Raw genomic sequence first — 14,338 nt, 5'->3', positions numbered from 1 at the left:
CCAGAGCAGCCTATGGAACCCATCAGTCATCACATGCCTCGATGGCAGTGCGTTATATTGACGACGGCACCGTGGAATCTGCACCGGAAGGCACCAGCGCAGCCGACGCGCTGGCTTTCGGCCAGTCCGGACCCCAGCGGATCGCGCTGTCGCTCTATCCCACCCCGGATGAGGCTGACATCCAAGAACTTACCGAGGCGTGGGACCTGCACCCGGTGCTCGTCGAAGACCTCGTCCACGCCCGCCAGCGGCCGAAGCTCGAACGCTACGGCGAGGTGCTCCTGCTCGTTGTGCGTTCGGCTCTGTACCTGGACGAAACCGAAGAAGTGGAGCTGTCCGAGTTCCACATCCTGGTGCGCAGAGGCGCTGTAGCTGTCCTCTGCCAGGACCGCCGATGGATCGATGGCACCGACGGCGAAGGGTTCGTCGAGTCCATCAGGAACGGGCGCCTGCGCAAGGACCAGTTGCTGCTGAAGGACCCGGAACTGCTCCGTCTGGGCGCTGAGGCAGTCCTGTACCGGATCCTGGATGAGATCGTCGATGGGTACGTCCCGGTGCTCCACGGGCTGGGCATCGACAAGGAGCAGATCGAACGCCAAGTCTTCAGCGGGGACGCTGCGGTCACCGAACGAATCTACCGATTGAGCCAAGAAGTCATCGACATGCAGCACGCGACCGCGTCGTTGCTGGAAGTGGTGCAATCGCTCGATGACGGATTCAAGAAGTACCCGGTGCCCGAAGAACTGGAAACCTACCTCCAGGATGTCACCGACCACCTCACCCGTGCCCACACCCAAGCCGTGGAATACAGGGATGCGCTCTCGCAGATCTTGAACGTGAACTCCACCCTCGTGGCACAGCGGCAGAACGAGGACATGAAGAAGATCTCGGGTTGGGCTGCCATCCTGTTCGCCCCGACGCTGATCGCAGCCATCTACGGGATGAACTTCGATAACATGCCTGAACTTCACTGGTCATTCGGCTACCCGGTGGCTGTCTGCCTCATGCTCGGCTTTGCCGCAGCCCTGTATGGTGTATTCAAATGGCGTAAATGGTTCTAGGCGGAAGGCTTCAGGCAAATCCTTGCCGGACAAAATTGACTTCAAGAAATCACTGGACGAATACCGGTCGAAAGCCGGGGAATTCCGTGTCCTGCCGGTGCCAGCAGCACAGTACCTGATGATCGACGGGGCCGGGGATCCAAACACCAGCGACGCGTACCAGCAAGCCCTGCAAACTCTGTATCCCGTCGCCTACAAGCTCAAATTCGCGAGCAAGGCCCAGGGACGGGACTACGTCGTCCCGCCATTGGAAGGACTCTGGTGGGCCGAGGACATGGCAGTGTTCACCGAGCGGCGGGACAAATCGAAATGGAGCTGGACGATGATGCTCATGGCCCCTGCATGGCTCACTGGGGCCGACTTCGCGCAAGCCTTGGAAGCCGCACAGGAAGAGAAGCAGCTGCCATGCCCCGGACGCATCCGGATGGAGACGCTCCACGAAGGCCAATGCGTGCAGACGCTGCACGTCGGCCCCTACGATGACGAAGCCGGAATTCTGGCCACGATGCACCACGAATTCATTCCGGCGCAGGGTTTGCGCATGACCGGCAAGCACCACGAAATCTACCTCGGCGACCCGCGCAAGGTGGCACCGGAAAAGCTTCGCACCATCCTGCGCCAGCCCGTTGAACCGATTCAGCAGAAGGAAGACTCATGGAACTGACACCGCAGAGCACCGTTGCCGACGTGCAGCAGGCCTTGGCCGAACTTGAAGACCCCAAGCACCGGGCAGTCAATGAGAAGCATGGCGACGATTTTGGCGTGAATCTGGGCAAGCTCAGGGCACTGGCAAAGGCGTTGAAAAGCAACCAGGAGCTTGCCAACGAGCTCTGGGCGACGGGGGACACCGCAACCCGGCTGGTCGCGCTGCTGATCGCCAAGCCACGCAGTTTTTCACTCGACCAGCTGCAGGCCTGGAGCAAGGACGCCACCACTCCCAAGGTCCAAGCCTGGTTCCTGAGTTACATCGTCAAGAAATCCAAGCTGCTCGAAGAACTCCGCGTGCTGCTCATGGACGAGTCCGACCAGGTGCAGCAGGCTGCCGCGTGGGAATTGACCGCGCACCAGGTCGTGAAGGCCCCGGAACAGCTGGAGCTGGAGCAACTGCTGGACACCATCGAATCCGAGATGCGTACCGCACCGGACCGCTTGCAGTGGGCGATGAATACGACGCTGGCACAGATCGGCATCGAGCATGAGCGGCTGCGCCCGCGCGCGCTGGCGATTGGCGAGTCGCTGCAGGTGCTGGCGGACTATCCGACCTCTGCCGGGTGCATTTCCCCCTTCGCGCCAATTTGGATCACCGAAATGGCAAAGAGAAAAGCCTAGGCCCAGCAATTGCTGGACCTAGGCTTCACGGAGATTTTCAGGCGTCCGCCGAATCCCCGCTCTTATCGCGCAGCGCGATCTTGGAGATCACCCAGATCGCGGCGGTCAGCCCGCCGGTGAGCAGCAGCTGGGTGCGTGCGGCGGGATCGGTCATCGCAATGGCGACAATCGCTGCCAAGAGGACGATCGTCGCGATCGACAAGCCGGGGAAACCCCACAGGCGCAGCGGCAGGTGCACACCGTCGCGGTCCGCGCGACGGCGCAGGATCAGCTGCGTGACGGCAATGAACGCCCAGATGACGATGATGGTCGAACCGACCACGTTCAGCAGGATCGGCATGACCGCATCCGGCCAGATCCAGTTCAGCCCCACAGCCAGGAACGAGAACGATACCGAGCTGATGACGGACTTCGCCGGCACGCCCTTGCCGGTCACGTGGGTGACGGCGCGCGGGGCGAGCTTGCGCTGGCCCAGGGAGTACAGCATGCGCGAGGAACCATAGATGTTCGCGTTCATCGCCGAAAGCAGCGCGACCACGACCACGGCGTTCATCATGAAGCCCACGCCCGGAATGTGCATGACATCCAACGCGGCGGCAAATGGCCCTTCGGCGACGGCCGGGTCATTCCATGGCACCAGGGCGACAATCACCAGGATCGAGCCGAGGTAGAAGAACAGGATGCGAAGCATCACCGACTTGACCACGCGCTTGATGTTGCCCGCCGGGTCCTTGGACTCGGCGGCCGCGATCGAGACGACTTCTGTGCCGCCGAAGGAGAAGATGACGATCAGCACGGCCGCGGCGATCCCTGCCATGCCGCCGGGGGCGAAGCCTCCGTGGGCGGCCAGGTTGGCGAAGCCCACCGGTTCAGGGGTGGGAATCACGCCCGCCAATACCAGTGCGCCGAAGGCCAGGAAGGCGATGATCGCCGCCACCTTGATCACGGCGAACCAGTATTCGAAACGGCCGTAGTTGCGCACGCCGAGCAGATTCGCCCCGGTGAGGATCACCACGAAGCTGAGCACCCATGCCCACTGCGGGAATGCGGGCACCCACCCGGCGGTAATGGCGGCGGCTCCGGTGGCTTCGGCGGCGATCACCACGACCAGTTGGACCCAGTACAGCCAGCCCAGCGTGGAGCCGGCGCTGCGGCCCATGGCCTGGCCGGCGAAGGTCGAGAACGCACCCGAGGAGGGGTTCGCGGCAACCATTTCGGCAAGCATCGCCATGATCACGATGATCACTGTGCCGGCGATCAGGTAGGAGACCAGTACAGCCGGTCCGGCGATGGAGATCGCCTGGCCTGACCCGACGAACAGGCCAGCGCCGATCGCGCCACCCAGACCCATCATGGAGATCTGGCGCTGGGTCAGCCCCGCATGCAGCTGCTCGGGGGCTTTGACTGCGCTCACGCGGTGGCCTCCTGCACGGCTGGCAGGGCGGCGAGCACGCGGTCGACATCTTCCGCGGTGCCCGAAGAGATCCGCAAGCCGTCACCCGGGAAGGCGCGAACCACCACGCCGCCGGCTGCCAGCTTCGCTTCGAGCTCCACGGTCGACTCGCCGGCATCGACCCAGACGAAATTCGCCTGCGACTTCACTACCGGGTATCCGGCGGCGGCCAGTGCATCGTGCATCCGCTCGCGCTGGGCGACGACTTCCTCGATGCGCACTGACAGTTCGTCAATGGCGGCCAGCGAGGCCACCGCGGCACGCTGCGCCAGGTCGGTGACGCCGAACGGCACGGCAACCTTGCGCAGGTTCGCAGCGACTTCCAGCGGGCTGATTGCGTATCCCACGCGCAAGCCGGCCAGACCGTAGGCCTTGGAGAAGGTGTGCAGCACCGCCACATGCGGGTACTTGCGGAACAGCTCTATGCCGTCGGCCCGCACGTCAGAACGGTCGAAATGGACGTAGGCTTCGTCGACGACGACCAGCACATTGCGCGGCACAGCGTTGATGAAGTCATCCAGCGCCTGGGCCTGCACCACGGTCCCGGTCGGGTTGTTCGGATTGCAGATGAAGATCAGCCGGGTCTTCTCGGTGATGGCGGCCAGCATGGCTGGAAGATCGTGTCGGCATTCGGCATCCAGCGGCACTTCGACGGGGGTGGCCCCGGCGATGCGCACCAGTGACGGGTAGGCCTCGAAGGAGCGCCACGCATACATGACCTCATCGCCTTCGGCGGCCACTGCATGGATGATCTGGGCTGCGACCTCGACCGATCCGGCACCCAGTGTGATGTGCTCGGCAGGGATGCCGAACTGCGCGCTGAGCGCGCCGGTCAGTTCGGGTGCCGCGATGCTCGGGTAGCGGTGGATGGTGGCCAGGCCGTCCTGGATGCTGTCCAGCACCGATGGCAACGGCGCATGCGGCGACTCGTTGGATGAAAGTTTCGAGGCTCCAGCGGCTGCGGGCTTGCCCTGTTTGTAAGCGGGCACATCCTGCAAGGATGGGCGCTGGTGAAGGGTCATGAGGTTCCTCTCTGACTGCCAGAGCTGCACGAGGCCGGCAATCGTTCGTATGGCAAAGCCGTGGTGCGTGGTCAACGGTGGCCCTGCTCATATCCTCGCGTGTCGCGATTCACAAGCATCGACTGTAGGTTGATTGAATCTGCCGGCGCAATCGCAACCCCTGTGCCTATGCAGGCTGCATAGCATTCTCCGCCAAGTAACCCATTTTACTGGTCAATCTGCCCACTCTTTTCCACATCGGCCTCGCTCCTAGCGCACGCTGCGACCAGTGGCAGGGTCCTTCCCTGGAAATGCTCGTGCAGGGCGAAGGATGATGAGGTCCGTGCCACACCGGGCACCTTGTTGATCCGGTTGAAGATCTCCTGCAGGTCCTCGGGGGTCCGGGCCACCACGCGCAACTGCAAATCCGAGCTGCCGGTCACGGTGTACATATCGACGATCTCCGGGATGGATTCCTCCAGCGCGGTCGCCACCGGGTCATGCCCATAGCGCTGGATGATCTCCACCTGGCAGAACGCGACCAGCGTGTAGCCGAACCCGGCAGGCTTGATCCGCGGAATGATGCCCTGGATCACGCCGGCCTCGTGGAGCCGGGCCAGCCGGCTGCTGATCGTGCCGCGGGCAACACCCAGGCGCCGGGCGCACTCCATCACCGGCAGCATCGGCGATTCGGTGAGCAGTTCGATCAAATCCGCGTCCAGGCGGTCAATGCGCACGGTCGTCCTTTCGACAAGTCGGTCCAATGCTCCAAGGCTAGCGGTGAATGCTGGGCGCACTGAATGAAAATAGCCCAATTGTTAGCCGCGACACACGCTAGGCTGGTGCCATACGGACATTAAGGAGTACAGATATGGGCAAGGCGCCTCTTCAATCGGTAGCCGGCTTGCATGTCCTGATCACCGGGGCGGCGCAGGGGATGGGCTTGCTCTTCGCCAAGCGGGCCTGCCGCGAAGGTGCGGCGCGCGTTGTCATCTGGGATATCGACACGGCAAGGCTCGACGCGGCCGCCGAAGAATTGCGCCGGCTCGGCGGCACTGTCGAGGCCTATGTGGTGGATCTTGCCGACCCAGCCCAGATCCACCAGTACGCCGCCCAAGCGGTTGAGAGCGGGGGAATCGACGTGCTGGTCAACAACGCCGGGGTGGTAACCGGCACATCCTTCGCCAAGCACCGCACCGCGCAGATCACCGCGACCATGCAGGTCAACGCGCTAGCCCCGATGTACTTGACCCACGCCCTGCTTCCGCAGCTGGGGCGGCGCGGCAAGGGCCGGGTGCTGACCATGGCGTCGGCGGCCGCACTGGTGTCCAACCCGAACATGAGCGTCTACGCCGCTTCCAAGGCCGCAGCTCTGTCCTTCAGCGATTCGCTGCGCCTCGAGCTGGAGGACAACGACAAGATCGCCGTGAGCACGATTTGCCCGACCTATATCAGCACCGGCATGTTCGCCGGCGCCAAGTCGATGCTGCTGACCCCGATCCTCGAACCGGAAGCGGTGGTGGACCGCGCGTGGCGGGCGATGCTTGCGGGCACCCCGCTGGTGCTGATGCCGTGGACCAGCAAGCTGGGCCAGCTGCTGCGCGGCGTGCTGCCCCGAGCGGCGTGGGATTTCGTGGCGGGCAAGGTCATCGGCGTGTACCACTCGATGGACGAGTTCACCGGGAGAACACCGCGGGACGTGCAGGTGAACCGGGGCTGAAAAATCACTGTTCCACCTGTTGCCAGCGGGCTTGAAGGGGTAGCTTGGGAGCATCGCCCAGCGAGGAGGTCCGTCATGCAAAATCTCACTGTCAATCTATGGATGCAAGGCAATGGCGAGGAGGCGGGGGAGTTCTATGCCCGCTCCTTGCCGGAGGCAACTACAGAAGTTGAATCGCGCTACCCGAACGAAGGGCTGCTGGATTTCCAGCAACCTTTCGCTGGCAAGCCGCTGACCGTATCCCTGTGGGTGCGCGGAACGAAAATCACGCTGGTCAACGCCGGCGGAGAATTCGCGCCCAATCCCTCGATCTCGATCATCCTGGTCTTCAACACCGGCCAGCGCGAGCCGCTCGACGCCACCTGGTCCGCGCTGATGGAAGGCGGCACCGCGTTGATGCCGCTGGATGCCTACCCGTTCAGCACACGCTACGGCTGGGTGAACGACAAATACGGCGTTTCCTGGCAGCTGATGGAAACCAGCGAACCGGTCGAGCCCCGTGCCTCGGTCATTCCCTCGCTGATGTTCGGCGGTGCCGCGCAGAACCGTGCAGCCGAGGCCATCGAATTCTACGGGCAGGTGCTCGGCGCGAAGCTGGACAGCGCCTACCCGTACGGCCAGCCGACAGAATCCGCCACCGCCGAAGCGCTGATGCACGCCCAATTCACCTTGGGCGAGGATTGCGTGGCGGCCATGGACTCGGGTGTGCCGCAGGACTTCACCTTCACCCCCGGCGTCTCGCTGGAATGGCACTGCGACGGGCAGGCCGAAATCGACCGCGTCTGGGATGCGATGTCGGCGGTGCCCGAAGCTGAAGCTTGCGGCTGGCTCACCGACAAATTCGGGGTGAGCTGGCAGATCGTCCCGTCGAACATGGGCGAGTTGATGGAGCGGCCCGGCGCTTTCGAGAATATGCTGAAGATGAAGAAACTGGTGATCAACGACTTCTAGCGGGGAACAATGGGCGGCGCTGCACGGCGGGCGGTAGTGGCAGGAGCCAGCGGGTTCATCGGCGTGCGGCTGATAGCGCAGCTGCGCGAGGGCGGATACGAAGTGGCGGTGATCGGCCGCGGCGAGAAGTCCGATGCCCAGTGGGGCGATGGCCCGGGGCTGGAGGCACTGGTCGACGGCGCGGATCTGCTGGTGAACCTGGCCGGGAAGAATGTCGGCTGCCGCTATCACGATGCGGCCCGCAACGAGATCCTCGCTTCGCGGGTGGACACGACCCGTGCGCTGCACGAAGCGGTTAGCCGGGCCACGAATCCGCCGCAACTGTGGCTGAATGCGTCAACCGCGACCATCTACCGGCACAGCATGGATGCGCCGAACACCGAAGCCGACGGCCGGATCGGCGAAGGGTTCTCGGTGGATGTGGCGCGCAACTGGGAACGCGAGTTCTTCCGCGGCCAGCTGCCCACGCGCCGGGTGGCCCTGCGCATGGCGATCGTGCTTGGCGAGGGCCCAGCCACGCGCAAGCTGCTGGCCATTGCGCGGCTGGGGTTTGGCGGGGCGCAGCACGATGGCTGGTGGCCTGCGCACCGGCGGTACCGCGGCATCGGAGACGACCCGAGCGGATCCGAGCGCAGCGGCTGGCATCGCACGCGCGGAAACCAGCGCTTCAGCTGGATCCACGTGGATGATGCGCTGGGCGCGATCAGGCATATTATCGAGCACCCCGAAATCACCGGGCCGGTCAATCTCAGCTCGCCGAACCCGGTGGCGAATCGGGAACTGATGTCCTCGCTGCGCCGCGCCACCGGCAGGAAATTCGGGTTGCCCGCGTATCGTTGGATGCTGGAACCGGCCATGTTCGTGCTGCGTGTGGAACCCGAAATGCTATTGAAATCCCGCTGGGCGCTGCCCGGGGTGCTGCAAGACACCGGGTACCATTTCCGCTGGCCGCACCTGGACGCGGCACTGGAAGACGTTGCCCATAACCTGGCTGGAGAACAACTTTAAGGACGCGTATTGGCACCGAGGATCCGCCGCTTCACCCTGCCCGAGCTGGCCCGCGGCTACCGCGGCGATCTGGGGGACGACTATGTTGAGCTGCTGCACTTCCGGGATTTCGATGAACCGCTGGCGGCCGATGGTGCGCGGCTGGAGGAATGTCGGTTCAGTTCGGTGCAGATCGAGACATTGCACAATGCCCGGCTGATCCAGTGCGAGCTCGAGCAGGCCGGGGCACTGGCGCTGCAGGCTGCCGGGGTGTTCCTCAACGACGTGCGGGTGAACCACAGCCGCTTCGGTTCTGCGGATTTCGCCGAGGCGCAGCTTGATGGCGTGGTCTTCGAGAACTGCAAGTTCGGCTGGCTGAATCTGCGCGGTGCGACGGTGCGCGATGTGCTCTTCCGCAATTGCCAATTCGACGAGATCGATCTGGGCGCACGGATCCAGCGCTTGGGCTTCGCCGATTCGCGGGCCGGGCAGATCAACTGCCATGGTGCGCAACTGCGCGAGGTGGATTTGCAGGGGCTGGACTTCATTGATGTGGAAGGTGTCGATGGGTTGCGCGGCGCGCAGATCAGCTCGCTGCAGCTGGGCCTGCTGGGTGAGGAGATGGCCAGCCACCTGGGGATCAAGCTAGGGAGCTGATTTGCCCGTGGCCGGCTGCCAGCTGCGCGGCCGTTTCGGACAGCAGGTGTTGCATGGCCGTCGCCGCGCGGGTCAATGAGACATCGCGCCGGTGCGCCAGTCCGATGGTCCGGGACAGCGGTTCGCGCAGGGCAATGGACCGCACCCCCGGCGCGTCCAGCGCCACCGTCGCCGGAACCACGGCGACGCCGAGCCCGCGCTGCACGAAGCGCAGCACCGCGTCCATTTCCCCGCCCTCCACGACGATATTCGGCACCAGGCCGGCCAACTTGTAGGCGGCGGCGGTGCTGGCGCGTAGGTCGTAGCTGTGCGCGAAGGCCAGCTGCGGCACTGGCGCCAACGCGCGCAAATCAAGCTCGTCCACCGCCAGATGCGGGTGCTCCAGCGAGTCGATGACCACCAATTGTTCTTCCAGCAGCGGCAGGTTCTCCAGGTGGCTGCCGTTCACCGCGTGCTCCGAGGTCACGATGAGCGCCAGATCCAGCGCGCCGCCATCGAGCTGCTCCAGCAGCTTGTGCGATCCTGCTTCGATCATCTGCAGCTGCACTCCGGGGTAGCGGGTGCGGAAGATCGACAGCGCTTCGGCCACCAGCGAGACGCACAGCGACGGAGGCGCGCCCAGGCGAACCCGGCCGCGGCGCAGCCCGGCCAGATCGGCCATTTCGGTGCGGATGGATTCCTCATCGGCCAGCATCCGGCGCGCGCGGGGCAGCAGGGCCTGTCCGGCGGCGGTGAGGGTGATGTTGCCGCGGGCGCGGTGGAACAGCTCGGAGCCCAGCTCCTGCTCCAGCGTGGCGATCTGCCGGCTCAGGGAGGGCTGGGTCAGATGGAGCTGTTCGGCAGCCCGGGTGAAGTGCCCCACATCGGCGATGGCGGTGAAGCCGCGCAATTGCTCTAGGTTCATGCTGCATAGCCTACTGCTATGGACATCATGCCAATAATTCATTGGACGTATTCTTGGCGCGGGTCGATGCTGGAAAACATGAGAAATGAACAGCAGATATCCACTTCCGTACTGGTCATCGGCACCGGCGGTTCCGGCTTGCGCGCGGCCATCGAGCTGGCCGAGGCGGGCACCGATGTGCTGGCCGTGGGCAAGCGCCCGCGCCACGATGCGCACACCGCGCTGGCCGCCGGCGGCATCAACGCGGCGCTGGGCACGATGGACGCCGAGGACAGCTGGCAGCAGCATGCGGCGGACACCATCAAGGAGAGCTACTTCCTGGCCGATCCGCGCACCGTGCAGGTCGTCGCCGAAGGCGCGGCCCGCGGCATCGAGGACCTGGAACGCTACGGCATGAACTTCGCCCGCGAAACCGACGGCCGCATCTCCCAGCGCTTCTTCGGCGCCCACAAGTTCCGCCGCACCGCCTTCGCCGGGGACTACACCGGGCTGGAAATCCAGCGCACCCTCATCAAACGGGCCGAGCAGCTACAGGTCCCGATCCTCGACACCGTCTACATCACCGAACTGCTCACCGCCGAAGGCCGGATTTTCGGCGCCTACGGCTTCGACGTCAACGACGGCACCGGCTACCTCATCCACGCCGACGCGGTCATCCTGGCCGCCGGCGGGCACAACCGCATCTGGCGCCGCAGCAGCTCGCGCCGCGACGAGAACACCGGCGACTCGTTTCGCCTGGCCGTCCAGGCCGGCGCCCGACTGCGTGACCCGGAACTGGTGCAGTTCCACCCCTCGGGAATCATCGAACCGGAAAGCGACGCCGGAACCCTGGTCTCCGAGGCCGCGCGCGGCGAAGGTGGCATCCTCACCAATGCGCTGGGCGAACGCTTCATGGCCCGTTATGATGCGAAGCGCATGGAGCTGTCCACCCGCGACCGCGTCGCACTGGCCGCCTACACCGAAATCCGAGAGGGCCGCGGCACCGAGAACGGCGGAGTCTGGCTGGACGTGTCGCACCTGGACCGCGAGGTCATCATGAAACGCCTGCCGCGGGTCTACCAGACCATGATGGAACTGCAGATGCTGGACATCACCGAGCAGAAGATGGAGATCGCCCCGACCGCGCACTACTCCATGGGCGGGGTGTGGGTGGATCCGCTGACGCATGCCACCGAGGTTCCCGGGCTCTACGCCATCGGCGAGGCTTCCTCCGGGCTGCACGGGGCCAACCGGCTGGGCGGCAACTCGCTGATCGAACTGCTGGTCTTCGGGCGCATCGTGGGGCAGCACGCGGCGCAGTATTCCGCCTCGCTGGCCGCCCAGCCACGCTCGGCCCAGGCCGTCGCCGACGCCCGCGCCCGCATCGCCGAGCTGCTCGGATCCCGGGGCCAGGAAAACGTGCGCAGCCTGCAGCGCGCCATTCGGGACCTGATGACTGAGCATGCCGGGGTGGTGCGTGATGAAGCGGGATTGCTGGCAGGCCTGGCGAAGCTGGAGAGAATCGAGCAGCGCATGGAGAACGTGGGAATCCACCCGGACATCGCCGGCTACCAGGACCTGGCGCACGCCTTCGACCTGCAGTCCGCGGCGTTGGCCGCCCGGGCCACGCTGGAAGCGGCGCTCGAACGCCGCGAAACCCGCGGCTGCCACAACCGCAGCGACTACCCGGCCATGGACCCGGCCCTGCAGGTGAACCTGGTCTGGTCGCCGAGCACCGGGATCACCCACGAAGCGATTCCCGAGGTCCCGGAGCAGATCGCGGAACTGATCACCGAAGTCTCCCAGGAGGGCAAGCTGGTCGAGTAACGATTTCACCCGAATTTGCCAGCCGGGCATCGGTACCTGAAACTGTCGTTAGCGGCAGGACACGGGTCCGGTTCCCGGATCCGCATCCGGGGGTGAGCCGCGCGAGTTGAGGAATCAATGGCCCACGTCGGGCTGGTCTTCGTAGGCCTGTTCTTGTTCATCAACGGGCTGGTGTCCCTGAGCCGAATTCCGGCCCGTTCGGCCGCAGTGCTCAACCTCATGGTGGGCGGCGTGCAAATCCTGCTGCCTACGCTGATCATGGTCCAGGCCGGCAGCGACACCCTGATGGTAAATGGCGCTTGGCCGAGCTACCTGTTCGGAATGACCTATCTGCTGGTGGGCCTGAATACGCTCTGTGGCTTCGATACCGGCGCCTTCGGCTGGTTCAGCGCCTTCGTGGCGGTGATCGCCGTGTACAAGGCGGTGATGTCCCTGAGCACGGATCCCATCTTCGCGGTGATTTGGCTGTCGTGGGCGCTGATGTGGCTGTGCCTGTTCCTGCAGCATGCGCTGGGGGTGCAACGGCTAGGTGGCATCGAGCTGCAGCGCTTCGCCGGCTGGCTGCTGGTCAGCGCCGGAATCCCGTCCAGCACGGTGCCGGCGCTGTTCGCCCAGAACGGGATCTGGACATCCGCACCGGCCGCAGGCCTTGCGGCGTTGGCGGCTGAGGCGGTGTCACTGGGCTTCAGCGCCTGGCAGGGGCTTCGCTCGGACAGAACGCTGGAGGCGCGCCAGAACCTCGCGGCCTAGCGTTCGCGCTGCACCCGGCCCTCGTCCCAGACCGGGGTGCCTGACTCGTAGACCACCCCGTCGGAGCCGAAGACCAGGAAGCGGTCGAAACCGCGGGCGAACCAGCGGTCGTGGGTGACCGCCAGCACGGTGCCCTCGAACGCGTCGATGGCGCGTTCCAGCGCCTCGCCCGAATGCAGGTCGAGGTTGTCGGTGGGCTCATCGAGCAGCAGCAGCGTCGCCCCGGAAAGCTGCAGCAACAGGATCTGGAAGCGCGCCTGCTGCCCGCCGGAGAGGGAGTCGAACTTCTGCTCCGACTGCCCGGCCAGCCCGTAGCCATCCAGTGCTCCAGCGGCCGCCTCGCGCGGCAGCCCGGAGCGGTGCTCGTCGCCGCGGTGCAGGATTTCCAGCAGCGTGCGGCCGAACAGATCCGGGCGCGAATGGGTCTGCGCGAAGTAGCCGGGGCGGATTCGCGCCCCGAGCTTCACCGTGCCGGCGTGTTCCACCGGCTCGATGACCACGTCGGAGACCGGCAGGTGCTCGCGCTCCGGGTCGGTGCCGCCGGAGGCCAGCAGACGCAGGAAGTGCGATTTGCCCGAACCGTTGGACCCCAGGATGCCGACGCGGTCGCCGAACCAGATCTCGGTATTGAAGGGCTTCATGAGGTTGGCCAGCTCAAGCTGCTCGGCAACGATCGCGCGCTTGGCGGTGCGACCGCCCTTCAGCCGCATCTGCACGTTCTGCTCCAGCGGGATGGCCTGCGGCGGGCCGGCTTCCAGGAACTTCTCCAGCCGAGTGGTGGCCGCCTGGTAGCGGTTTGCCATGTCGGAGCGGAACGCGGCCTTGGTCTTGTACATGTTCACCAGCTCCTTGAGCTTGGCGTGCTCCTCGTCCCAGCGCTTGCGCAGCTCCTCGAAGCGCTCGTTGCGCTCCTTGCGCGCCTCCACATAGGAACCGAACGCGCCGCCGTGCACCCAGGCGGTCGCCCCGCCATGGCCCGGTTCCAGGGTGACGATGCGGGTGGCGGCGTTGTTCAGCAGCTCGCGATCGTGGCTGATGAACAACACGGTCTTATTGGAGCGGGACATCGTCTCCTCCAGCCAGCGCTTGCCCGGCACATCCAGGTAGTTGTCCGGCTCGTCCAGCAGCAGCAGCTCGTCGTTGCCCTCGAACAGCGCTTCGAGCACCAGGCGTTTTTGCTCGCCGCCGGACAGGGTGCGCGCCAGCCGGTCCCCGGCCTTGTCGAAGCCGACGCCCAAGGCAGCCATGCAGACCTTGTCCCAGGTGGTTTCCAGCTCGTAGCCGCCGGCGTCGCCCCATTCGATGATCGCCTCGGCGTAGCGCATGTGGACTTTCTCGTCCTCGCTGGTGAGCATCTTCGCCTCGTACTCGGCGACCTTGGCGGCGGCCTGGGCCAGCGCCGGGGCGGCGGTGGACAGCAGCAGGTCCTTCACCGTCGACTCGTCGCGCACCTGCCCGACGAACTGGCGCATGATGCCCAGGGTGCCGGTGCGGTTAATGGAGCCTTCGTCGGCCTTCAGATCTCCTGCGATGATCTTGAACAGGGTGGTCTTGCCGGTGCCGTTGGGTCCGATCAGCGCGGTCTTGGAACCGGCGGTGACTTTGAACGCCACCCCGCCCAGCAACTGGGTGCCGTCGGAAAGGAAATACTGGATGTCTGTTACGTCGATATGGGCCACCTGGCAATCCTATCGGGCTTTGGCCGGTTCGTTCCCGCCT

14 protein-coding genes are annotated in these 14,338 nt (G+C 65.1%); 9 read left to right on the top strand and 5 right to left on the bottom strand.

The genetic code is table 11. The features are described 5' to 3' along the window. The first annotated feature begins 41 nt into the window (after window positions 1–41). Genes JOE62_RS10200 through JOE62_RS10190 form a run of 3 tightly spaced genes read left to right on the top strand, consistent with a single transcriptional unit; the run spans window position 42 to window position 2,390 of the window. On the top strand, window positions 42–1,061 hold the full coding sequence (locus JOE62_RS10200) for a magnesium and cobalt transport protein CorA (protein WP_338085779.1): 1,020 nt from the start codon (window positions 42–44) through the stop codon (window positions 1,059–1,061). Window positions 1,062–1,083: 22 nt separating this feature from the next. Beyond that, entirely contained in the window at window positions 1,084–1,725 is a 642-nt protein-coding gene (locus JOE62_RS10195) for a GyrI-like domain-containing protein (protein ID WP_239543332.1), read from the top strand. Further along, a complete protein-coding gene (locus JOE62_RS10190; protein ID WP_204722272.1) occupies window positions 1,716–2,390 on the top strand; it encodes a DNA alkylation repair protein in 675 nt (224 codons plus the stop codon). The genes JOE62_RS10195 and JOE62_RS10190 overlap by 10 nt, the downstream gene beginning before the upstream one ends. Before the next feature lie 37 nt (window positions 2,391–2,427). Here JOE62_RS10190 and JOE62_RS10185 read toward each other — a convergent pair whose 3' ends face one another. From JOE62_RS10185 to JOE62_RS10175, 3 genes are all read right to left on the bottom strand, one after another. Beyond that, window positions 2,428–3,804 carry an amino acid permease gene (locus tag JOE62_RS10185; RefSeq protein WP_204722271.1) on the bottom strand — a complete coding sequence of 459 codons (1,377 nt, stop codon included), beginning with the start codon at window positions 3,802–3,804 and terminating at the stop codon, window positions 2,428–2,430. Then, on the bottom strand, window positions 3,801–4,865 hold the full coding sequence (hisC, locus tag JOE62_RS10180) for a histidinol-phosphate transaminase (RefSeq protein WP_204722270.1): 1,065 nt from the start codon (window positions 4,863–4,865) through the stop codon (window positions 3,801–3,803). Before hisC ends, JOE62_RS10185 begins: the two co-directional genes overlap by 4 nt. A gap of 206 nt (window positions 4,866–5,071) precedes the next feature. Continuing rightward, window positions 5,072–5,581, bottom strand: coding sequence for an Lrp/AsnC family transcriptional regulator (locus tag JOE62_RS10175; RefSeq protein WP_066138551.1), 510 nt, complete (start codon window positions 5,579–5,581; stop codon window positions 5,072–5,074). A 134-nt stretch (window positions 5,582–5,715) separates the two neighbouring features. Between JOE62_RS10175 and JOE62_RS10170 the strand changes: the two genes are divergently transcribed. The 4 genes from JOE62_RS10170 to JOE62_RS10155 all read left to right on the top strand — a co-directional run bounded on the left by JOE62_RS10170 (window position 5,716) and on the right by JOE62_RS10155 (window position 9,159). Beyond that, complete coding sequence (locus JOE62_RS10170) at window positions 5,716–6,564, top strand: SDR family NAD(P)-dependent oxidoreductase (RefSeq protein ID WP_204722269.1); 849 nt, start codon at window positions 5,716–5,718, stop codon at window positions 6,562–6,564. Between the two features lie 75 nt (window positions 6,565–6,639). Then, complete coding sequence (locus JOE62_RS10165) at window positions 6,640–7,515, top strand: VOC family protein (protein ID WP_204722268.1); 876 nt, start codon at window positions 6,640–6,642, stop codon at window positions 7,513–7,515. Between the two features lie 9 nt (window positions 7,516–7,524). Then, the gene (locus JOE62_RS10160) at window positions 7,525–8,523 is read left to right on the top strand and encodes an epimerase (RefSeq protein ID WP_204722267.1); all 999 of its coding nucleotides are present in this window, start codon (window positions 7,525–7,527) and stop codon (window positions 8,521–8,523) included. A 9-nt stretch (window positions 8,524–8,532) separates the two neighbouring features. Continuing rightward, the gene (locus tag JOE62_RS10155; protein WP_204722266.1) at window positions 8,533–9,159 is read left to right on the top strand and encodes a pentapeptide repeat-containing protein; all 627 of its coding nucleotides are present in this window, start codon (window positions 8,533–8,535) and stop codon (window positions 9,157–9,159) included. Here the strand turns inward: JOE62_RS10155 and JOE62_RS10150 are convergent. Then, window positions 9,143–10,063 (bottom strand): LysR family transcriptional regulator, encoded by a 921-nt coding sequence (locus tag JOE62_RS10150; RefSeq protein WP_204722265.1) that lies wholly within the window; start codon window positions 10,061–10,063, stop codon window positions 9,143–9,145. The two genes, JOE62_RS10155 and JOE62_RS10150, sit on opposite strands and share 17 nt — an antisense overlap. A 78-nt stretch (window positions 10,064–10,141) precedes the next feature. Between JOE62_RS10150 and JOE62_RS10145 the strand changes: the two genes are divergently transcribed. Beyond that, window positions 10,142–11,869, top strand: coding sequence for an L-aspartate oxidase (locus JOE62_RS10145; protein WP_204722264.1), 1,728 nt, complete (start codon window positions 10,142–10,144; stop codon window positions 11,867–11,869). A 117-nt stretch (window positions 11,870–11,986) separates the two neighbouring features. Further along, window positions 11,987–12,619 carry an AmiS/UreI family transporter gene (locus JOE62_RS10140; RefSeq protein WP_204722263.1) on the top strand — a complete coding sequence of 211 codons (633 nt, stop codon included), beginning with the start codon at window positions 11,987–11,989 and terminating at the stop codon, window positions 12,617–12,619. Here the strand turns inward: JOE62_RS10140 and JOE62_RS10135 are convergent. Next, window positions 12,616–14,298, bottom strand: coding sequence for an ATP-binding cassette domain-containing protein (locus JOE62_RS10135; RefSeq protein WP_204722262.1), 1,683 nt, complete (start codon window positions 14,296–14,298; stop codon window positions 12,616–12,618). The two genes, JOE62_RS10140 and JOE62_RS10135, sit on opposite strands and share 4 nt — an antisense overlap. Between the last annotated feature and the right edge of the window lie 40 nt (window positions 14,299–14,338).

Source organism: Glutamicibacter nicotianae, from assembly GCF_016907615.1.
GTDB lineage: Bacteria > Actinomycetota > Actinomycetes > Actinomycetales > Micrococcaceae > Glutamicibacter > Glutamicibacter nicotianae.
The sequence above is the reverse complement of the archived record's forward strand: the minus strand, read 5'-3'. Positions and strand labels throughout refer to the sequence as shown.